Here is a 19,017-nt window from a genome sequence, read left to right as displayed (position 1 = left end):
GGAGGACGCATAAGTATGGCGAAAGACATTGGAATTGATTTGGGGACTGCGAACGTTTTAATCTACGTGGTCGGCAAGGGTATCGTATTAAATGAACCGTCAGTTGTCGCAATCGACACAAAGACTGATAAGGTATTGGCGGTGGGCTCCGAGGCTTACCGGATGGTTGGCCGGACGCCCGGCAACATTCGCGCAATTCGGCCCTTGAAGGATGGCGTCATTTCTGATTTCGATATTACCGAAGCCATGCTCTCCTACTTTATTAATAAATTAAGCGTTAAGGGCTTTCTATCCAAGCCGAACATCATGATCTGTGCGCCAACGAACATCACCGAGATCGAACGTAAGGCCATTATTCAGGCGGCTGAAAAATCCGGCGGTGCTAAAGTTTATCTGGAGTATGAACCCAAGGTCGCCGCTCTAGGTGCCGGAATGGACATCTTCAAGCCAAGTGGTAACATGGTGATTGACATGGGTGGTGGGACCAGTGACATTGCCATTCTGTCGTTAGGCGATATTGTGGCTAGTCGCTCCATTCGTGTGGCCGGTGACCGGATGAACACGGAAATCGTGAACTACTTGAAGCATCACCACAACCTCATTATTGGGGAACGGACGGCTGAAACCATTAAGATTAAGATTGGGACGGCCTATCCAGAACCTGGAAACGAAGACAAGACCATGGAAGTTCGTGGCCGTGATTCCGTGAGTGGGATGCCGACGGAAACGACCATTACGGCCGCCGAAGTCGAATTGGCCATCCACGATTCCGTGGAACAGATTGTTTCGGCTGCCATGGCGGTTTTGGAGACGACCCCACCCGAATTGGCCGCTGACATTATTGACCGGGGCATCATGCTGACCGGTGGTGGCGCCTTATTAGATGGGATCGATAAGCTCTTCTCCGAACGCCTAACGGTTCCTGTCATCATTTCCGAAGATCCATTGGATAATGTGGCTAAGGGTGCCGGCGTTCTGCTGGAACATATGGATACGAAGACGGCAAAGGAAAATAATTAGGATTCACGAAAGGGCGGATCAGCGATGAAATGGTTACTGAAAAAATTAGTACGAGGCTATCAACGCTTCATCTCACCGCTGTTTCCACCGACTTGTCGGTACTATCCGACATGTTCGACCTACATGCTTCAAGCGTTAGATAAGCATGGGGCTATCAAGGGTGGCCTGATGGGGATTGCCCGTATCTTACGGTGTCATCCCTTCGTTCACGGCGGCGTCGATCCCGTACCGGATCACTTTACGTTACGGCGTAATTTTGCGGCCGAACAGGCTTACCGCAAGGAAATGGGCCTTGATAAAAATTCCCCCATTAAATAAAGGAGAGTTGTCATGAGTAAACGAGAAAAATCTGTCCAAGTGACGGTTGACGAACAAAAATTGCCAGACGGCACGACCATGTCCATTCTAAAGATTGGTCAGGACACCATCGGCACGGTTAAACCCAATGAAGATCGGTTTGAAGCACAGCTGAACGATGGCGACGTTTATCGGGTTAAGACCGTTGACGAGGGTGTTGAACTGCTCTTGCGGGACTATCATCTGCATCGCGGATAATAAATTTTTGTAAAATTGGCCGCAGTGGATCGTTAAAGTTCACTGCGGCCTTTATACTTAAGACAAATCTTAGTTTGAATTAAGGAGCAATCATTGTGGCAAAGAATGCGACAGAACAACGGACCGAGACAGACTCCCGGATTGATTGGGGAATCATCTTCTGCGTCCTGATGTTAGCCTTAATCGGGCTAGCGTCCATTTACGTGGCTGCGACCCATGATAGTAGTGCGACGAGTATCACCTCTGCCGTGGTCTCTCAATTGGTATGGTACATCATTGGGACAGTTGCAATTATCATTATCATGCAGTTTGATTCCGAACAGTTGTGGAAGGTGGCCCCACTGCTTTATGGCCTGGGACTTTTCCTACTGGCGGCCGTGTTGATCTTCTATAGCCGGGCTTACTACGCGAACACGGGTGCGCGGAGCTGGTTTGCGATTGGGTCCTTGACGTTTCAGCCCTCTGAAGTCATGAAGCCGGCGTTTATCCTGATGCTGGCGCGGGTGGTAACCGAGCATAATAGCTTGAACCCGATTCATACGATGCGAACGGACTGGACGTTGATTGGGAAGCTGATCCTCTGGACGCTTCCCGTGGCGGTATTACTTAAATTGCAAAATGACTTTGGGACCATGCTGGTGTTCTTCGCCATTGTCGGTGGGGTACTCCTGGTCTCGGGAATCACTTGGAAGATCATTGCCCCGGCATTTGCGATTGTTTTCGGTGTCGGTGGTAGTGCTTTGGCCTTGGTCACGACGGATGTTGGGCGAAAGATTCTGGAGAAGGTTGGTTTTCAAGCCTACCAATTCTCCCGGGTCGATACCTGGCTCCATCCCTCACAGGATACCTCCAATAGCGGGTACCAGTTATGGCAAAGTATGAAGGCGATTGGGTCCGGCGGGATCTTTGGGACCGGCTTCAATGTGTCCCACGTCTACGTCCCCGTCCGTGAATCCGATATGATTTTCTCCGTAATCGGCGAGAACTTTGGATTTATCGGCGGTTGTGTCCTCATCTTCCTGTACTTCCTCCTGATCTATCAAATGATTCGCGTGACGTTTGACACGAAGAACGTCTTCTACGCCTACATCTCAACCGGGGTCATCATGATGATTCTTTTCCACGTGTTTGAAAACATTGGGATGAGTATCGGACTGTTGCCGTTGACGGGGATTCCGTTACCGTTTGTTAGTCAAGGGGGGTCAGCCCTAATCGGGAACCTGATTGGGATTGGTTTAATCATGTCAATGCGGTATCATTATAAGAGTTACATGTTTAGTCGTAACGATGCATTTAAATAAAAAGGAGACGTGTGAATATGGCTGAAATGGTCAAGTATTTTTGGACAAAAGCAGTAGATGACGGGACACGTATCGGTTTGACAACTGAGGGCCAAGACGAATTAGGAACGATCAAGTTCGCTAAGTTACCAGCAGTTGGCGACACGGTTAAGAAGGGTGACAACCTGTTAAGCGTTGAAGCCGATAAGGCCGTTTCTGATATTCCTAGTCCAATTTCCGGGAAAGTCGCTGCGGTTAACCCCGCCTTGGCCGACGACTTCGCCGCTTTAAACGGTGCGGACACGGACGCTGCTTGGTTCGTGGATATTCAAGAAGCTTAATTGCACATCAACGACCGGTGTTAATCTCCTTTGTGAGGTTGACGCCGGTTTTTTGGATGGGGCCCGCTAGTCGCCAAAACCGGTTTTTTAGTGCTTTACGCGTGAGTCGGGTATAATGGAGATAGTATATCGGAAATGGAGTGAGTCGGATGAAGGAAAGAAATGTGTTTCACATCAACGGCTACCTGGGCCTGTTGATTGTCTTAGCCTTATTCATCGTTGGTGGGTGGATGGCCTTTGAGGGTATCATGATACCGTTGGCCGTGATCATCATTATTCTGGCGGCGTTGGCGGCCAGCAGTCTGACCATCATCAGCCCCAATCAGTCGAAGGTGTTGACGTTCTTCGGACGCTACATTGGGACGATTCGCGAGGCGGGGTTGTATTTGACCGTTCCGCTGACCAATAAGTCAACCGTCTCGCTGCGGGTACGGAACTTTAACAGTGCCATCCTGAAAGTCAACGACCTGCAGGGGAACCCCGTGGAGATCGCGGCGGTGATCGTCTTTAAGGTGGTCGATACCAGTAAGGCCTTGTTCTCGGTGGAAGACTACGAGCAATTCGTGGAGATTCAAAGCGAATCGGCTATCCGGCACGTGGCCTCGGAGTACGCCTATGATAACTTTGGCGATGGAGAGGCGTTGACCCTGCGGAGTAATCCCACGGAAGTGTCCAATCATCTGACCGAAGAGCTACAAGAGCGCTTAGATGTCGCCGGTGTAAAGATTATCGAGACGCGCTTGACCCACTTGGCCTACGCGACTGAGATTGCCTCGGCCATGTTGCAACGGCAACAGTCGCAAGCCATCCTATCCGCCCGAAAGATCATTGTGGAAGGGGCCGTCTCGATTACCGAGGGGGCCATCACCCGGTTGGCCAACGAAACGGATCTCGAACTTAGCGACAATCAGAAACTACAGTTGATCAATAACATGATGGTCTCCATCATTAACGAGCGGGGCTCTCAACCGGTGATTAATACCGGTAAGATTGAGTCTTAGGCTTATAGAAAATAGCAAGATGTGCGGAAAATTACTGGAGGGTCACGTATGGATGAACAGATTGGGGAGTTGCAGCGACAGCTAGCGGCCTTAAATCAGGAATTAAAGGACGGCGCGGTGTTTCAGTCACTTGGTCCACGGTTAGGGCAGTTAATGGACGGCATCCACCGGCATCGGCGGACGCCCGTCACCTTACCCGATGATCAGGATGGGATTACCGAATTTTTAGCTGAGCTTCGTGATGAGCTTAACCAAAATCATGCCTTGTATTTGCCGCTACAAGACCTGGACTTTCTGTTGGGGCATTTGGCCTCGCCCAATCCGGACATCCGGTATAATGGCGTGAACTTTACCGTTTACGACGCGCTTCAGCAGAACGCGCTAGATGCCAATGAGCAGGTGACGTTGATTAACTTTCTCAGTCGCGATGTCACCCTGTTTTCTCACGTCTTGGAACCCGTTAATACCGCGGTATTCGGACGGGCAAGTTCGGCATCGATGTTGGCCGTGGCCCTGCACTTTGCGGCCGAGAATCAGATTCAGGGGATGCTGGATTATCAGCATCTGGTGAATCAGGTGGCCACCTATATCTGTCTCGAGACGGATACCCGGGGCTTCGTGAATCAACAGGGATGGGCCCACGCGTACGCGGCCATTATCGACCTACTAATGGTGCTCTCCGAGACGGATGACTTGCCCCGAGCGGATAAGTTATTCCTGTTGCTGACCCTGATCGAACGGCTGAAGCGCCTGACCACGCCGCTGATCTATGGTGAAAATGACCGAATGGCCACGTACTTTGTCACGCTGACCAATCGGCATTCGTTGTACGAAGTGGCCTTACTCAACGCGCTTAAGCAATGGCGCCAGACCGTGGCCCGGCGTCGGCGCCCAGACAACTTGGCCGGCTGGAATCAGTTCTTTAATCGTAAACGGTTAGCGGACGCCCTGCGGTTACGCAAGGATGCCAGTCCCAAGCTCAAGAAATATTTAAACTCAACTATCGATTTTTTAGGCTGAAAAGATATTCAATTTTTTAGAGAAATGGTATACTGAAGGCTAACCGAAATATATACGATAGGATGAGTGACAAAATGGATACAAAAGCAAAATTACACGTAGGTCTATTATTCGGTGGTAATTCTTCGGAACATGATGTTTCTAAGCGTTCAGCCCACAACATTTACGATGCCATGGACAAGACGCGTTACGACGTTAGCTTATTTTTGCTGACACGTGATGGGTTTGTCCTGAGCGATGCGGCTTCACGGCGCGTGTTTGATGGCGAAGACGAGGCAACAGTGGCTGCTGAAGAACAAGCCCAGGTAGACGCTACGAACCCATTGGCACCCATTTGGAATTTATCTCAAGCAAAGGATATTGATGTTTTCTTCCCAATTATTCATGGTAACTTGGGTGAAGACGGTACGATCCAGGGGCTTTTCCGGTTATTGAAAAAGCCTTTCGTGGGGAGTGGCGTCTTGGCATCAGCGACGGCCTTTGATAAGGATATGACGAAGCAGGTTCTGACGACCCACGGCATTCGTAACACGAAGTACGTGGTTATCACGCCGGAAAACCGGGACGACTACGATTACGCCACGGTTCAAGAAAAGTTGGGGACCAACGTCTTCATCAAGCCTGCGAACCAAGGGTCTTCAGTCGGCATTCACAAAGCTGGTAACGAGCAAGAATTTAACGAGGGCCTCGCGGATGCCTTTCGTTATGACTTTAAGATACTAGTGGAAGAAACGATTGCAGGGCCGGAGGAAGTCGAAATTTCCATTTTGGGTAATGAACAGCCGCAAGCGTCCAAACTGGGCGCCATCCGGGTACCGGAATCCGATGTATTTTACGACTACAACAACAAGTTTGTTGATGCTAGTGGCGTGACATTTGAAGTCCCTGTTGAACTTCCGGCCGAATTGACGACGGAAATTACCACGATGGGTCTGCGGACGTATGCGGCACTTGGCCTGAAGGGAATGGCTCGGATTGATTATCTGGTTTCCCAAGACGGTGTGCCTTACGTCGGTGAAGTGAACACGTTGCCTGGATTCACCAACATTAGCTTGTACCCACAGCTGTGGCAAGCTTCTGGCATCAGTTATGCCGACCTGATCGACCGGTTGATTGACTTGGCACGCGATGAATTTAAGGTTCAAGACGAATTGGCTTACGACTTCATTCCGTTAGATGATAACTCGGCGGCTTCAACTTACAAGCCGAAGGAATAAGCGTAGATTCGGAAACAAGAGTGGGACAAAGGGCGGTTATTAGCCTTAATGCTCGCCAGCTACCTCTTGGCCCACGTTTCAGCAATTTAGTTTTAGAGATACCAAGGGTCTGGGCATTTTGTCCCAGACTTTTTTGGTTGTCGCGACATTGCGTTGGGATTGGGAGGTCGGAACGGATGGGATTACAGACGGCGTTTACGCACCGTTTAAGGAGAAGTTGGCGCCAGGGCCTATTTGCCCCGGGAATGTTATTAGGCTGGGAAATACTGGTGGGGTTATTTACCGCCGTACGTTGGCTCGGGCAGCGTCCTGGCTGGTCATTGGCCTTAGTTGCGGCTGGATTAGCGCTACTGGTGATGGTCGCGGGTCAATTGATGCAGGTGGCGCGACTGTACGGTCAACCGGAGATGCAGCCGGATTGGGCCACCACTTGGCGATTGGTCTGGCACCATAAATGGGCGTGGCTAGCTGTCGAATTGGTGGTGGTCTTGTTGGCCTTACCGTTGGGCTTGTGGGGGCTGAGCAGTCGGTTCCTGGTTCGGTTGCCCATGGCGGCGAGCGTGGTCAATGCCGTCTCGCTTCACCGTCGTCCCATCGTGATCACGGCTGGTGTGATCTACGGATTATTGGCGGGTTACCTGCTGTTATGGGGACCCCGGCACTTCCATCGGTTGACCCCGAAGCTGCGCCACCCCGGGACGATCCGTCAGATGTTGGAAGGCCTCGCCGTTTGCGGGGGATTAACCCTGGTTTGGTGGGTGCTCGGGGAGGCCCTCGTCTGGTTAAATTGGTGGGTTGATCGACAAGGCAGTCTCCGAGCCACACGCTGGTTACTGGGAGGCTCTCTGGCCGTTGTTTTGCTGCTCTTCGTTCTGGTTAGCATCCTGGGGGCGCTGACCCTGGTGTGGAGCTGGTGTGGTCAGCCGATGCTGGGAACACAAGGTCGACAGCCGATTCGGCAACGGTGGTCATTCATTGGCGGGGGGCTTTGCCTGTTACTCCTCGGGGCGGTCGTTCAGCAGACGTTGACCCAAGCGCCACAGTTTACACGAACCGCAGCCATCAGTCACCGGGGCGTGGATCACGCCCGTGGCGTTCAAAATTCGATTGGGGCGTTAAAGCGGGTAAACCGTGAGCGGCCGAACTACGTGGAAATGGATCTCCATGAAACGCGGGATCACCAGTGGGTGGTGCTACACGATGAAAATTTGGCGGCACTGGCCGCACGAAAAGCGACGCCTCATCAATTGACCTACCGGCAGTTAACCGGGCTGACGCTTCACGAGAATGGGCACTCAGCCCGGTTGGCGGGATGGCCCACCTATTTGGCGGCTGCGGAACGGCTACAGCAACCGTTGATGGTTGAGATTAAGACGACACCACAGGATTCAGCGGGGATGGTTCGGCGCTTCGCTCGGCAGTACGGTCGTCGTCTGGTCCGTGACCACGCCATCGTTCATTCGTTGGATTATCGGGTGGTCGCACAGCTTCGCCGGTTGGTGCCCCAGCTGAAGGTGGGGTATATTCTACCGTTCAACTGGGTGGCCCCACGGTCGGTTCCGGCAGACTTCTACTCATTTCAGCAGATTTCGGCGAGCCAGCAGTTTATCCTGGCTGCCCACCAAATGGGCGCTGCGGCCTATATTTGGACACCGGATTCGACGGCCAAAATGGCTCGGATGTGGGCGCTGGGGGCCGATGGCCAGATAACCAATGAATTACACCGCCTACGCACCGTCACCCAGCAGGATCCTAGCCGAGAGCAGTGGGCGGTGCTACAGAATTTTATGTACAGTTATTAATTAGTTTGTTGTTGATTAAATGCTAGATTAATAAGCGGATATTCTTAACTATAAAAGGATTAATATACGGCTGATTGGCGACCGAATATTAATCCTTTTATATCTAAATGATAAAATGGTATAGACAGATTAAAGTTCCTTAATAAATCCGCATAATGCTTGTAATTCCCGGTGAATCACTTATCATGGTAAATAAGATAAAGCGGCCATAGCATGGCCAGTCATTACCAGGGGATGAAGATTAACGCCTGCTATTGTTTGCGGTCGGGGATTGGGTGTTAAGAACATTTTGAGTAATGTTCGGTTTTATCAAGTTGACTGCTACCTAACGTTACGAATCGTAGGGAGAGATAAGATGCGTTTATTAGGGAATAAAGTTAAACAATACCGGAAACAGAAGAATTTATCGCAGCAGGAGTTGGCCGATGGCATTTGTACCCAAGCGACCGTCAGTCTGATGGAGAAGAAGAACAAAGTACCCAGTATCAAGATTATTCTACAGATTTGCCGACGTCTAAATATTTCACTGGACGATGTGTTGTCCGGGCTGGGCAGTGGGTTGGATGAACAGTTCAACTGCATCTCTACGGCGGTACGACGAGAGGACTATGCCTTAGCGGCCGATATGCTGGCCAAGATGAATATGACCAACGTTCAGAATGGGTTTGACCGTGAACGGTATCATTATTATCGTGGCTTTATTGAATTGGGGGCTCGGCAACGACCGGACGAAGCGATCTTTCATTTCAATCTGTTGTTGCACCGGTCGTACCGGATGCCGTGGGACCTTTACGCCATTGTCGGTAACGTGGGTATGGCAGCGGCTTATTTGGAACGACAAGAGCTGGATAAGACGCGTTACTATCTGAATGCGGCCAGCAACTACTTGGATGATTACGAATGGCATGATGAGGAGAGTTTTCAACGGATGATTTGGGCGCGGTACCGCATCTCTAAGCTGTACCTAGCACTCGAGCAACCCCAGTTAGCCGTTGATAATGTTGAAGCCGCTTTGCGGGCAGTGAAGTACCAAGCCTCGCTGTACTTAATCGATGTGTTGTATGAAGTTAAGGGTCAAGCGGAACAAGCCTTACTGGCTACGGCGGCTGCTAAACGGAGCCTGGTCATCGCCAGAACACTGGCGTTGGTGACGCACAACGTTGCTTTACAGGAACGGTTGATTCCCCAAATCGGACCAATGTTAACGGAATAGACGCAGCGCAGGTGGCCGAACGACCAGCGAGTTGTTACCACCACAAGCGGTGCTAAAAATTAAGAAGGAGTCGGGCCTTTTGGCCCGGACTCCTTTTTGGACGTGTGATCAGTTGCTAAATAAAAAAACCGCCACTGGTTGACCAGTAGCGGGGCTTGGTTTCAAGCGACTCTGTGTTATCTTTCAGGATGTGTATTCTTTGCGGGGCGGTTGTTTTGATCGGTCCGAACCACCAGAACATCACAGACCGCAGTCCGCGTGACATATTCGGTGACTGATCCAATCAGCAGCCGTTCTACCGCGTTTAACCCAGTGGCGCCGATCATGATCAGATCAGTATCGTTATCCCGGGGAACGTCGCGGGCAATGATGGTCTTAGGCGCACCATATTCAATCGCGTAGTCGATGCTTTGTAAGCCGTCAGCCTTGGCATCGGCCACATATTTATCCAGCGTCTTCTTCGCCGTTTCCGTGACTTGCTCAACCATGCTGGTATCGAAGCTGGAAATATTTTGGAAAGCCCGCGTATCAACAACGTGAACGAGATGTAAATCAGCATCGTTACGCTTAGCTACAGCGACCGCTTTCTTAAAGGCCAATTCAGCCTCGTATGAACCGTCAACTGGAACTAAAATGTGCTTGTATTGTTGTAACATATTGTTCACCTCTCATTACTTTATACTCTTATCATACGTTATTTGACGCCAAATAAAAAGCAATATGGTGAAAAAAGGTGGAAAACTTGGAAACGGTTACCGCTTTGGAAACCAATGCAAGAGCAACAATTGAAAAGCCATAATCGCAACAACGCCGGCGAGTAGGGTGAGCGAAATAAAGATGGTATTGTTCATGATAGTCGCGATGGCGGCGAGCACCCCAATCAGCATCAAAATAACGCCGCAGATGATGAGCACGTGGCTGAGCACGCTGGATTCTTCGGGATGAAAGACTAAAAATGGGCGTTGGCGGTGACTGAAGGCAAACCAGCCAATACCAAATGAGAGTAACGTGTAGCAAATCATGAGAATCGTGATGACCATGAGGGTCCTCCTTGTGGGGTGAAATTTAGTGAATTTGAGTCAGACGGTGACCCACCGACGGCATGAATCTTGGGTGGAACGCCTATCAATCTATTCAGAATAGCACACTGACACCAAAAGAAAAGGGCCATTCAATGGAATGGCCCTCAAAGCACGAATGCTTTTGATGATCTAAGTGGTGCCGTTAATTGTCTAGTCATGTTGACCCGCGATGACAAATGCAGGGGGGAGAGCGTGGCAGAGCGTCTGACTTCCAAGTGAAAAGGCATGTCATCTTCTCTGCCCTTAGACAATCCCGTTTAATAATTACTTGTTCGGCAACTTGTAGTGAGACAACGCGTACACCTTAGAACCACTTGTATAGTAGCATAATTTGCATGAAAATTCAATTCGTTATGGTCGATTGGCCTGGCGCAACCGCTTGTATTGTGCAGCTAGTTGACTTTCGAAGCGGCCATTTGTTTTCGGATGATAGTACTGCGCGTTGCGAAGCGTGTCGGGCAGATACTGTTGTTTCACCCAATCATTGGGAAAATTGTGTGGATACTGGTAGTCTGTGCCGTGGCCTAGCTTCTTGGCACCGGCGTAGTGGGCATCCTTTAAATGATCGGGTACGGCACCGTTATGGCCGTTCAGGACATCGGATAGGGCATCGTCCATGGCGGTAATGCCGGAATTGGACTTTGGCGACAAGCAGAGCTCAATCACCGCATCGGCCAGGGGAATCCGGCCTTCCGGTAGTCCCAGTTGCTGGGCGGCCGTGACCGCTTGGACTGTACGTGCAGCCGCGGGGAGATTGGCCATCCCAATGTCTTCGTAGGCGATGACCATCAGACGCCGGCAAATCGACGGCAGGTCACCGGCCGCAACGAGCTGGGCCAGGTAGTGAAGGGCGGCGTCGGTGTCACTCCCCCGGATGGACTTCTGAAAGGCCGAGATGACGTCGTAATGGGCGTCACCGTTCTTATCGCCGACGAGCGCTTTGCGTTGAAAACACGCCTCGGCAACTTGCAAGGTCACGTGAATCTGACCGTCTTCGGCTGGTGGCGTAGACTGAGCGGCCAATTCCAGGCCGTTCAGCGCGCTTCGCAGATCACCATTAGTGGCTCCGGCCATGAAGTGAAAGGCATCGTCGTCAACGGTGAGGGGCAGCGTGCCCAGTCCCCGGTCCTTATCCGTGATGGCCCGCCGTAAAGCCGTTTCAATGTCAGCCAGGGATAACGGGTGAACTTCAAAGATCTGTGTCCGGCTTCGAATGGCCGGGTTGATGTTGATGTAGGGATTTTCGGTCGTAGCGCCGATGAGGATAATGCGCCCACTTTCCAGGTGAGGCAACAGAAAGTCCTGTTTGGTCTTGTCCAAGCGATGAATTTCATCCAACAGGAGAATGACGGTACCACTCATCTTGGCTTCGGCCGCCACGACCTGAAGATCCTTCTTAGAGTCGGTGGCGGCGTTGAGCTTGCGGAAGGCGTACTTGGTGGAACCGGCGATGGCACTGGCGATACTCGTTTTCCCAGTGCCCGGCGGCCCGTAGAGAATCATGGACGATAGTAGTTTTGCAGCGACCATCCGGGCAATGATTTTGCCGGGACCGACCAAATCCTGTTGGCCGACCACGTCTTCTAAACGTTGGGGTCGCATGCGATAAGCAAGTGGTTGTGCCAAAAATAAAGGTCCTTTCGTTATTTACCCAAAAGTTTGTCCAGTAACGACTTCTTTTGGTCTGAAGGGGTCGTTGCAGGTGACGATTTTGGATATTTCTTAGTGAGATCAACGGGATTTTCATTAATCGCGTGGTCGCTGGCGACCAATAGACCGTAATCGTCTGCGGCCATGCCATAGAAAATGTCGTTGCGAATCGTAAATTTTAAATTGTGCTGACTGGCCAGCTTTAGGTAGGGGGCCAAGTCGGCTTGATCGATGTGTCCGTTTAAAATGACCTGATAGTCGGGATGAGCCGTGATTTCGGTCACGAACGCGTCCACGTTATTGCGGTCGGTGACTTCAGCAATGGTCATGGCTAACGAGACGCGTTCCCGGAAAGTCCCAAGGTAACGGCGTTGCTCATCCGGATTAACTTTGGGAACCCCAAAGGTAGAATTTTGTAAATGCTTGTCCATTTGACTCTTTTCAGCCATGTCGAATCCCTCTTTTCAATATAGTGTTGTTAGTATAACATGGAATGGGAGTCACTTTCAGGAAGGGGGACCTACAATGTATCAGGACCAAGATTTTCACGTTTTCGATGATCCCACGTTGCCGGGACGGTTGGGAAAGATTCGGCAATATATTGACCCGAAGTTTGAGGCGACCGTCACTGACTTGGCGCCAACCTTTGCGCGGTTGAGTATGCCCATCTACGACCACATCTCACAGCATCGCCGGCGTTCGAAGAATCCACCGCCAGATACTTGGGTGGCGTTCAGCACGTCCAAACGGGGCTATAAGATGTTACCGCACATTGAGATTGGGTTCTGGGACGACCGCTTCTTTATCTGGTTAGCGGTCTTGCAGGAGGCCAAGGCGCGCCAGACGTTGTTAAGCAGCTTGAAAGAAGACCTGGTGCTACAATTACCGACTGGTTTTGAATGTGGCGGTGACCATACGGATAAGAATTGCGGGGTGCCGTTGACGCGAGAAAACTATCAGGCATTGATGGCCACGCAAACGCAGCGCCATGCGGAGTGGCAAGTGGGGCGCAACTTTCGGCGTGGCGATGGGTTCTTCACGCTGTCGGCCGCAGGACAAAAACAGGTCATTCAAGACCATGTGGCGGCATTATTGCCAATCTATGATCAATTGATTCGATTGTAAGTAAGCGTAGACGGGTTGGCTAGGCCGACCGCAAGGGGGATTTTTGTGATAGATATATTGAAACGTTGGTGGCAGAATCCATTAACGATGTATTACTTAGCGTTACTGTTGCTGATTATCTTGGTGTGGCGGGCCCACGCCTTCTTATCGTTGGCGCTATTTACCATTATCTTTATTTATCTGGGGGATGCCGCCATCATGGGGTTAGAGCACCATTTGCGCCTGCACCATCTCTGGGCCACGCTGTTGGTTTACGTGCTGTTTCTGGGCGTGTTGGTGGCGGCCTTTGGGCAGATTATTCCGCCGTTGGTTTCCGAGGCGTCGAACCTACCGCATACGTTGGACACCTTGGTGCAGACGTATCCACAGTTGGAGACGCAACTGACCAAATTGGTGAAAAATTTAACCCAGAATGCTACGGTCATCAGTAATGGAAAGGCCATGCTGTCGAGTGGGATGGTCAAGCTATCCCGCTTTAGCTCCGGCGTGGAAACAATTCTGTTGGCGTTCTTCTTCAGTTTTATTTTCAATCTGACCAAGAATCAGTTAAAGCACTTCGTTCATGCGTTTACGAAGAGCCGGTTCGCCGGGCTATTCGTGCCCATGGGGGAACTTATCCTGAAGTTTGTCCGGATCTTCGGAACGGTGATTGAAACCCAATTGATTATTTGTACGATCAATACGATTTTGATGGTATTGGGCTTGTGGCTCTTGAAGATGCCTAGTCTACTTATCTTAGGGATTATGGTCTTCTTCTTGGGTCTGATTCCGGTTGCCGGCGTTCTGATCTCGATGATTCCACTGATGATTATTGCTTTTGTCACGGGTGGAGTTATTCGCGTGATTGAGGTCATTGTATTGGTCGTCCTCATTCATATGTTTGAGTCCTACTTCCTCCATCCCCGGTTGATGGCTAACGCGACTAATTTACCAATCTTTGTCACGTTTATCACGTTGATTGTGAGTGAGCGGCTCTTCGGGGCCTGGGGATTAATCGTCGGGGTCCCCTTGGTGGCCTTCCTACTGGACGTGTTTGATGTCCAGTTGAAGACTAAGCCGATGAGATCTAAGGTACCGGTTGATAAATCATAGTGCAAAAAATTCACGTTCTCCCAAACATAGGGAAAACGTGAATTTTTAGAAGTGCTGGAATTAGTGCATGATGAGCTTAGCCACGAGGAAAATGACCAGTAGCCCGGCGTAATAGATCAAGGTCTTGGTGGTGACCTGTGGCGTCTTGCTGTGGCGGTCGCGAAGCCAGAGAACAAAGACGACGAGTAGGGCAATGACGGCCAGCCCAAGTAAAATGTTAAGCACGAGTGATAGGCTCATAACGAGATTTAAGACAGGCATGTGATTCGCCTCCAATATGTAAATTTTCTGCGGCTTTTAGCGCCGGTCGGCAGGCGGGGCGAAAACATCTAGTTTAACTGTATAGAAAAAGTGTGGGGGAATCAAGACGGCGGGCATAAATTGGCAAAAGAAAAAAATCTCGCCAAGCAGTGAGAACCAATGTACCAAGAAACTTCAGAAAGAAAGTCGCTGGCATTCCTCTCCTGATTGAAGTTAGAATAGGAATGCCTGGGCTATCATTGAAGCGAAAGCACTCTATACGATCTGATGAATAGTGTGTCTTTTGTAAAGTTTCATGATACAAACTGTGCCTCGCGTTAAGTCATGTGAAGTTTGTGGTCCTGTATGTTATAATTCGATGTATAGAAAAGGCCGGTGCTAGAACACCGACCGAGTAAGCCGCTTTAAAGGCGGTGGCAAGAACGTTAGACTGTTAGGTCGTCCCGTAACTGGCCAAAGTTACATCGGGGCGGCTTTTTTATTTGCGTTTGTCAATGTACGTCAGCAACGCTATTAAAAACGTGCCAAATAGTAACATCAACGAAAGTGCCTGAAACACACTCACTGGCTGTGAAACCTTTCAAAGTTTATTCCATGTTCCCATAGACATCACCCCATAAGGGAAAAGACAGCCACCGTCCATAAAACTTCTCACAGACTGTATTATATCAGAGACGAAGGGGCCTGAATAGAATTGAGTGTTGTACTTAATTTACGTTAAAAAAACGCACCCTCCACAAAATGGAAGGTGCGCACCTCTATAATCCTTGACGCTGTCCTAAAAAGTTCCCACAGATGGGGGTAAAAAGGGTGAAAGAAAAAAGCCTCGCCAGATAGCGAGACTTTCTTCAAAGCCAATTAAGACGTTAATCTTAACGGTTGTAGTATTCATAATGCTTAGAACATAGGCTCTAAACCGTTGGTACCAAGGTATTTCGCATTTTGTAAAATAAAACTTCCCTCAAAACTTCCCTCACTAGCTAAAGGTTGACGATTTTTGCGAAGAGTTCTGCATTTTTTTCATCGTTGCCTTTAATCGCATGAGCGTAAATTCTTAGGGTGATGGCCGGATCAGAATGACCAAGCCGGTTTGCCACATCCACAGGACTGACGCCAGCGCCCATGAGCAAGGTAGCGTGGGTATGACGCAGACTGTGGATGACGTACTTACCTACTTCGATGCCGGCATTTTTGATGATGTCTTGGAAATAATAGTAGGCTGACGTGTGGTTGAAGCTAAAGATGAGGCCATCCTTGTCAAACCTCTCTCCGCTTCTCAGAAGGGCGGCCTTAGTGGCCACTTTGAACTTATGGAGAAGGGCAAGCATATCATCTTCAATGAAGATGGTTCGGACACTAGAAGGCGTCTTCGTTGGACCGACACCAAATGGTGTGCGTGAGCGTTCAATTGACACGGTCTTCTTTTTGAAATTGATATCATTCCATTCAAGCCCCAGTCCTTCGCTTAATCTCATGCCAGTCATTTCGAGCAGTTGAAAGAATAGACGTTTCTCCAACTATTCTTGTTTTAACTGGCCATTGAACCGAGCCAAGTCATCTTCACTGAAGGGTTTGCGGCGCTCTGACGTCTTGAAACGCACGCCCTTCAACTTATTTCGTGAGATAACTTCGTTTTCTTCCGCAGCGTTCATGATGACCATGAAATAACGGTGGTTAGCTTGAACGGAGGAAGGCTTCAGGTGTTCCAACTGTGGCTGAATGAAAAGGTAGTTGTATTCCATCTTGGTCAACTTACTAAGTTTACGGTCGCCAAGTAATGGCAAAATGTAACGATTGACGGCCGTAGTGATGTTCTGCTTGTAGTTTGGTCGCCACTCAGCCTGTTTCAATTTGATAAACTGTTGGGTCCATTGTCGTACTGTCATACCGGAATCTAAAAGTTGCCGGGCTTCATCATTGGCTACGAGAATTTCGGCTTCCAGTTCAGCTTTGTGGGCTGCCTCTGGGGTTTTAAATTTTCGTTGCTGCTTATCGTGACGTTTGCCGAAAGCATCCACAAACTGATAGCGGAACATCCACATAGTGCCTTTCTTAGTTTCATAAGAAAAAACGTTCTTGTACTCTGTTTTTGCTGGTTTCATTGGTATTCTCCTTAAATGCGTGGACAGCGCCGTTTTAGGAGAGGTTGTGGCATCACCTCCTTTCATTTATAATTGTGAATGTAAAGGGGTATAACTATCCCTTGAAGTGTATTGCATCCCATTATCTTGGCGGAGACGGGGATGTTTTTTAGTCTTTAAAGATCCAATCATGTGTGAGTTCCATTTTGGAAAGTAAGTACTGTTCATCGTTGGGAAATTGCTTTAGGTATTGGCGTGAATAATAAGAAATAGTTGCATTCAATTCATCAACAGGATCTTTATTATCTAAGATTGCCAATGTTTTTAATACCATTCCTAGCTGACTTTGTCCCTTACCAAGGCGATAGTCAGCCTCCGAGATCTTTAAAGTCTGCTTATGAAGGAATGAAAGATAAGGCAAAGCGTGCTTTTGAGAGCGGTGATTGTAGATTCTGCCACCGTGGGCTGCCGTATTCCGATAATCTAGGTATAACGTAAGCATAGAACCGAAGGTTTCACGCAGTTCTGGAAGAGTTGAAATAAATGATTCTGGAATATTTAACATTCTGGAAATGATTAAATCCGAGTATTCTGAATCCATTAATTTAAACCACCAAATTAAGTTTCCGAAACTCAGCTTTTTTACCAATATCCATGGTGGTACATTGCCGTGATGTTCACGATAATGTTTATAGGGATCAGTTTTTGCACTTACAATTTTTTTCATCGTAGAGATCAATTTATCAATTGGATAAGTGTACTTACGAAGATGATGATCATAATACTTTATTCCAGTTCTGTATTGCTTACGTTGAATATAGACTTCTTGATCATCGGATATTTTTTGAGCAACCGTATAAGCGATTACCTGCCTAATGTTCGCCTCAAAAAGTTCCAGCGAATTCATAACACCTTCACGGAGATGGCGATCTAGTTCAAACAAAGAGAAGATATGTTCAAAGGTTATTCCGGGGGTAAATCCTTGAGAATCATCAGTAGAATCAATCATAAAATGGTCTTTGTAGCCATTGATTATTTCGTAATATCCGTAACGCGTGAGCATATCGCGAGCATGTTCCTCAGAGTTAAAAAGTAATCCTCGTCCATCTCGGAGTTGCTTAATTTGATTATCAATTTCCATAAAAGGCTTTTCCATTGTCAAGATTGTCACCTCCTTATATAGCGCAAAAGGGATATGCCAATAACGACATATCCCTTTTGGTACGGCCGCACAGCAGCCACTTAATTGATTAATGCTATTTTCGCACTAAAAGTGATATTCGTCAATAAATTACTAAAATGTTCAGCTATTTTAAACAGCAGTCAGCTGTACTCAGCTAACTTAATTCCCTCCACTGGAGTCAAACCAGTACTAGCTACCGAGGAGGGCAGCGCATCTTACTTCTTGGCGGGAGGAGATGCGCTTTTTTTATTTTCTTAGCAAAATACATGAGCGGTAGAAACGTTCGTATAGCAGTGATTGCTTCTTTTCTTAATTAATTTGTATAGTCGAGAACGACTTCATAGGAATTGAATTTTTTATCTGTCATGAATTCGAATTGGCTGGTTTGATTTTTATCCCAATCATCAACGTAAGTTAACTGAGTATCAACTACAGTTTTGTCAGAATCCATTAATTTAACTTTAATACCAAAGTTCTTAAACGAATATCCCGAATTGTTCTTAACCTTGGCATCATAAGTGTAATTATAACCATCATCTTTAGCTTGCTTGAATTTGATAGATTTAACCAATGCATTAATGGCTTCGGTTTTTTGGTCTTGATTTGCCACTTCATCACCGTGACGAGTTAGTTCCGTCAGGTCGCTCTTGTATTTATCAGCAACTTTGAGTTTATGCTTCTGATTAATTTTTACAATCATCTGCGTTCGAGTGTTGTAGGCCTTATTCCATTTGTCGAAGAAATTTGACTTATCGTAGCTTTTTAGAGCTGTTTTCTGATCCTTGAGAGCGTTGATGTAGGTAATAGCTTGTTCGTGGAGTTTATCATTCTTAAACTTCTTATTTTCATACGGCTTTACAACATCTAGCTCAGCATTTACAGACTTTGTCAAGGTATCTTGGGAGGCTTTGTCAATATCTTTCACGGTGTCAGTGATTGCCCAACGTTTTTGAAGTCCACTCTCAAGAGCAGATATAAAATCACTATCATAATACTTTGTTTCGGACTTTTTGCTACCACAGGCTGTTAGTGATAGTCCAGCAAAAAGTAAGATAGCAATAGTAACTATGCGTTTCATGATGTTTCCTCCTAAA

General features: G+C 48.4%; 22 protein-coding genes. 12 read left to right on the top strand and 10 right to left on the bottom strand.

What is annotated here, in order from left to right:
• Window positions 1–15: 15 nt before the first annotated feature.
• The 10 genes from HEQ50_RS01850 to HEQ50_RS01805 all read left to right on the top strand — a co-directional run bounded on the left by HEQ50_RS01850 (window position 16) and on the right by HEQ50_RS01805 (window position 9,449).
• Complete coding sequence (locus HEQ50_RS01850) at window positions 16–1,020, top strand: rod shape-determining protein (RefSeq protein WP_168898761.1); 1,005 nt, start codon at window positions 16–18, stop codon at window positions 1,018–1,020.
• Window positions 1,021–1,044: 24 nt separating this feature from the next.
• Entirely contained in the window at window positions 1,045–1,338 is a 294-nt protein-coding gene (gene yidD / locus HEQ50_RS01845) for a membrane protein insertion efficiency factor YidD (protein WP_168898760.1), read from the top strand.
• Between the two features lie 12 nt (window positions 1,339–1,350).
• Window positions 1,351–1,575 (top strand): DUF2969 domain-containing protein, encoded by a 225-nt coding sequence (locus HEQ50_RS01840; RefSeq protein WP_057733271.1) that lies wholly within the window; start codon window positions 1,351–1,353, stop codon window positions 1,573–1,575.
• Window positions 1,576–1,670: 95 nt separating this feature from the next.
• Window positions 1,671–2,876 (top strand): FtsW/RodA/SpoVE family cell cycle protein, encoded by a 1,206-nt coding sequence (locus HEQ50_RS01835; protein ID WP_168898759.1) that lies wholly within the window; start codon window positions 1,671–1,673, stop codon window positions 2,874–2,876.
• Window positions 2,877–2,893: 17 nt separating this feature from the next.
• Complete coding sequence (locus HEQ50_RS01830) at window positions 2,894–3,196, top strand: glycine cleavage system protein H (RefSeq protein WP_211089159.1); 303 nt, start codon at window positions 2,894–2,896, stop codon at window positions 3,194–3,196.
• Between the two features lie 149 nt (window positions 3,197–3,345).
• Entirely contained in the window at window positions 3,346–4,197 is an 852-nt protein-coding gene (locus HEQ50_RS01825; protein ID WP_168898758.1) for an SPFH domain-containing protein, read from the top strand.
• A 48-nt stretch (window positions 4,198–4,245) separates the two neighbouring features.
• Complete coding sequence (locus HEQ50_RS01820) at window positions 4,246–5,217, top strand: DUF2785 domain-containing protein (RefSeq protein ID WP_168898757.1); 972 nt, start codon at window positions 4,246–4,248, stop codon at window positions 5,215–5,217.
• A gap of 74 nt (window positions 5,218–5,291) precedes the next feature.
• Window positions 5,292–6,434 (top strand): D-alanine--D-alanine ligase family protein, encoded by a 1,143-nt coding sequence (locus HEQ50_RS01815; protein WP_168898756.1) that lies wholly within the window; start codon window positions 5,292–5,294, stop codon window positions 6,432–6,434.
• Between the two features lie 176 nt (window positions 6,435–6,610).
• The gene (locus HEQ50_RS01810; protein WP_232842643.1) at window positions 6,611–8,236 is read left to right on the top strand and encodes a glycerophosphodiester phosphodiesterase; all 1,626 of its coding nucleotides are present in this window, start codon (window positions 6,611–6,613) and stop codon (window positions 8,234–8,236) included.
• Window positions 8,237–8,591: 355 nt separating this feature from the next.
• The gene (locus HEQ50_RS01805) at window positions 8,592–9,449 is read left to right on the top strand and encodes a helix-turn-helix transcriptional regulator (protein WP_168898755.1); all 858 of its coding nucleotides are present in this window, start codon (window positions 8,592–8,594) and stop codon (window positions 9,447–9,449) included.
• A gap of 176 nt (window positions 9,450–9,625) precedes the next feature.
• Here HEQ50_RS01805 and HEQ50_RS01800 read toward each other — a convergent pair whose 3' ends face one another.
• From HEQ50_RS01800 to HEQ50_RS01785, 4 genes are all read right to left on the bottom strand, one after another.
• A complete protein-coding gene (locus tag HEQ50_RS01800) occupies window positions 9,626–10,105 on the bottom strand; it encodes a universal stress protein (protein WP_168898754.1) in 480 nt (159 codons plus the stop codon).
• A 96-nt stretch (window positions 10,106–10,201) separates the two neighbouring features.
• Window positions 10,202–10,489 (bottom strand): hypothetical protein, encoded by a 288-nt coding sequence (locus tag HEQ50_RS01795; protein WP_168898753.1) that lies wholly within the window; start codon window positions 10,487–10,489, stop codon window positions 10,202–10,204.
• Between the two features lie 393 nt (window positions 10,490–10,882).
• On the bottom strand, window positions 10,883–12,157 hold the full coding sequence (locus HEQ50_RS01790; protein WP_168898752.1) for a replication-associated recombination protein A: 1,275 nt from the start codon (window positions 12,155–12,157) through the stop codon (window positions 10,883–10,885).
• 17 nt (window positions 12,158–12,174) lie between these two features.
• Entirely contained in the window at window positions 12,175–12,630 is a 456-nt protein-coding gene (locus tag HEQ50_RS01785; protein ID WP_168898751.1) for a YueI family protein, read from the bottom strand.
• 76 nt (window positions 12,631–12,706) lie between these two features.
• On the opposite strand from HEQ50_RS01785, the gene HEQ50_RS01780 reads away from it, so the two are divergent.
• Complete coding sequence (locus HEQ50_RS01780; protein WP_168898750.1) at window positions 12,707–13,306, top strand: DUF1054 family protein; 600 nt, start codon at window positions 12,707–12,709, stop codon at window positions 13,304–13,306.
• Window positions 13,307–13,351: 45 nt separating this feature from the next.
• Window positions 13,352–14,398, top strand: a complete 1,047-nt coding sequence (locus HEQ50_RS01775) for an AI-2E family transporter (RefSeq protein WP_168898749.1) — start codon at window positions 13,352–13,354, stop codon at window positions 14,396–14,398.
• A 60-nt stretch (window positions 14,399–14,458) separates the two neighbouring features.
• Here the strand turns inward: HEQ50_RS01775 and HEQ50_RS01770 are convergent, their stop codons facing one another.
• The 6 genes from HEQ50_RS01770 to HEQ50_RS01745 all read right to left on the bottom strand — a co-directional run bounded on the left by HEQ50_RS01770 (window position 14,459) and on the right by HEQ50_RS01745 (window position 19,001).
• Window positions 14,459–14,659: a hypothetical protein gene (locus HEQ50_RS01770; protein WP_168898748.1), complete on the bottom strand. Its 201-nt coding sequence runs from the start codon at window positions 14,657–14,659 to the stop codon at window positions 14,459–14,461.
• Window positions 14,660–15,137: 478 nt separating this feature from the next.
• Window positions 15,138–15,218, bottom strand: a complete 81-nt coding sequence (locus HEQ50_RS12940; protein WP_370520122.1) for a putative holin-like toxin — start codon at window positions 15,216–15,218, stop codon at window positions 15,138–15,140.
• Window positions 15,219–15,639: 421 nt separating this feature from the next.
• The gene (locus HEQ50_RS01760) at window positions 15,640–16,176 is read right to left on the bottom strand and encodes a site-specific integrase (RefSeq protein ID WP_168898747.1); all 537 of its coding nucleotides are present in this window, start codon (window positions 16,174–16,176) and stop codon (window positions 15,640–15,642) included.
• Window positions 16,177–16,761 (bottom strand): hypothetical protein, encoded by a 585-nt coding sequence (locus HEQ50_RS01755; RefSeq protein WP_168898746.1) that lies wholly within the window; start codon window positions 16,759–16,761, stop codon window positions 16,177–16,179.
• Between the two features lie 148 nt (window positions 16,762–16,909).
• The gene (locus HEQ50_RS01750; RefSeq protein ID WP_168898824.1) at window positions 16,910–17,896 is read right to left on the bottom strand and encodes an Abi family protein; all 987 of its coding nucleotides are present in this window, start codon (window positions 17,894–17,896) and stop codon (window positions 16,910–16,912) included.
• A gap of 340 nt (window positions 17,897–18,236) precedes the next feature.
• Window positions 18,237–19,001, bottom strand: a complete 765-nt coding sequence (locus HEQ50_RS01745) for an FxLYD domain-containing protein (protein WP_168898745.1) — start codon at window positions 18,999–19,001, stop codon at window positions 18,237–18,239.
• Between the last annotated feature and the right edge of the window lie 16 nt (window positions 19,002–19,017).

The sequence above is a fragment of the Lactobacillus sp. HBUAS51381 genome (genome assembly GCF_012641095.1).
Lineage (GTDB): Bacteria > Bacillota > Bacilli > Lactobacillales > Lactobacillaceae > Levilactobacillus.
This window is presented reverse-complemented; position numbering and strand designations above follow the sequence as displayed.

Bases quoted from the DNA above. Each gene is read 5' to 3' on its own strand.
- HEQ50_RS01800 (WP_168898754.1), bottom strand. From the start codon at position 10,105: ATGTTACAACAATACAAGCACATTTTAGTTCCAGTTGACGGTTCATAC.
- HEQ50_RS01850 (WP_168898761.1), top strand. From the start codon at position 16: ATGGCGAAAGACATTGGAATTGATTTGGGGACTGCGAACGTTTTAATC.
- HEQ50_RS01820 (WP_168898757.1), top strand. From the start codon at position 4,246: ATGGATGAACAGATTGGGGAGTTGCAGCGACAGCTAGCGGCCTTAAAT.
- HEQ50_RS01825 (WP_168898758.1), top strand. From the start codon at position 3,346: ATGAAGGAAAGAAATGTGTTTCACATCAACGGCTACCTGGGCCTGTTG.
- HEQ50_RS01795 (WP_168898753.1), bottom strand. From the start codon at position 10,489: ATGGTCATCACGATTCTCATGATTTGCTACACGTTACTCTCATTTGGT.
- yidD (WP_168898760.1), top strand. From the start codon at position 1,045: ATGAAATGGTTACTGAAAAAATTAGTACGAGGCTATCAACGCTTCATC.
- HEQ50_RS01815 (WP_168898756.1), top strand. From the start codon at position 5,292: ATGGATACAAAAGCAAAATTACACGTAGGTCTATTATTCGGTGGTAAT.
- HEQ50_RS01755 (WP_168898746.1), bottom strand. From the start codon at position 16,761: ATGAAACCAGCAAAAACAGAGTACAAGAACGTTTTTTCTTATGAAACT.
- HEQ50_RS01785 (WP_168898751.1), bottom strand. From the start codon at position 12,630: ATGGCTGAAAAGAGTCAAATGGACAAGCATTTACAAAATTCTACCTTT.
- HEQ50_RS01770 (WP_168898748.1), bottom strand. From the start codon at position 14,659: ATGCCTGTCTTAAATCTCGTTATGAGCCTATCACTCGTGCTTAACATT.
- HEQ50_RS01780 (WP_168898750.1), top strand. From the start codon at position 12,707: ATGTATCAGGACCAAGATTTTCACGTTTTCGATGATCCCACGTTGCCG.
- HEQ50_RS01810 (WP_232842643.1), top strand. From the start codon at position 6,611: ATGGGATTACAGACGGCGTTTACGCACCGTTTAAGGAGAAGTTGGCGC.
- HEQ50_RS01840 (WP_057733271.1), top strand. From the start codon at position 1,351: ATGAGTAAACGAGAAAAATCTGTCCAAGTGACGGTTGACGAACAAAAA.
- HEQ50_RS01750 (WP_168898824.1), bottom strand. From the start codon at position 17,896: ATGGAAAAGCCTTTTATGGAAATTGATAATCAAATTAAGCAACTCCGA.
- HEQ50_RS01805 (WP_168898755.1), top strand. From the start codon at position 8,592: ATGCGTTTATTAGGGAATAAAGTTAAACAATACCGGAAACAGAAGAAT.
- HEQ50_RS01830 (WP_211089159.1), top strand. From the start codon at position 2,894: ATGGCTGAAATGGTCAAGTATTTTTGGACAAAAGCAGTAGATGACGGG.
- HEQ50_RS01745 (WP_168898745.1), bottom strand. From the start codon at position 19,001: ATGAAACGCATAGTTACTATTGCTATCTTACTTTTTGCTGGACTATCA.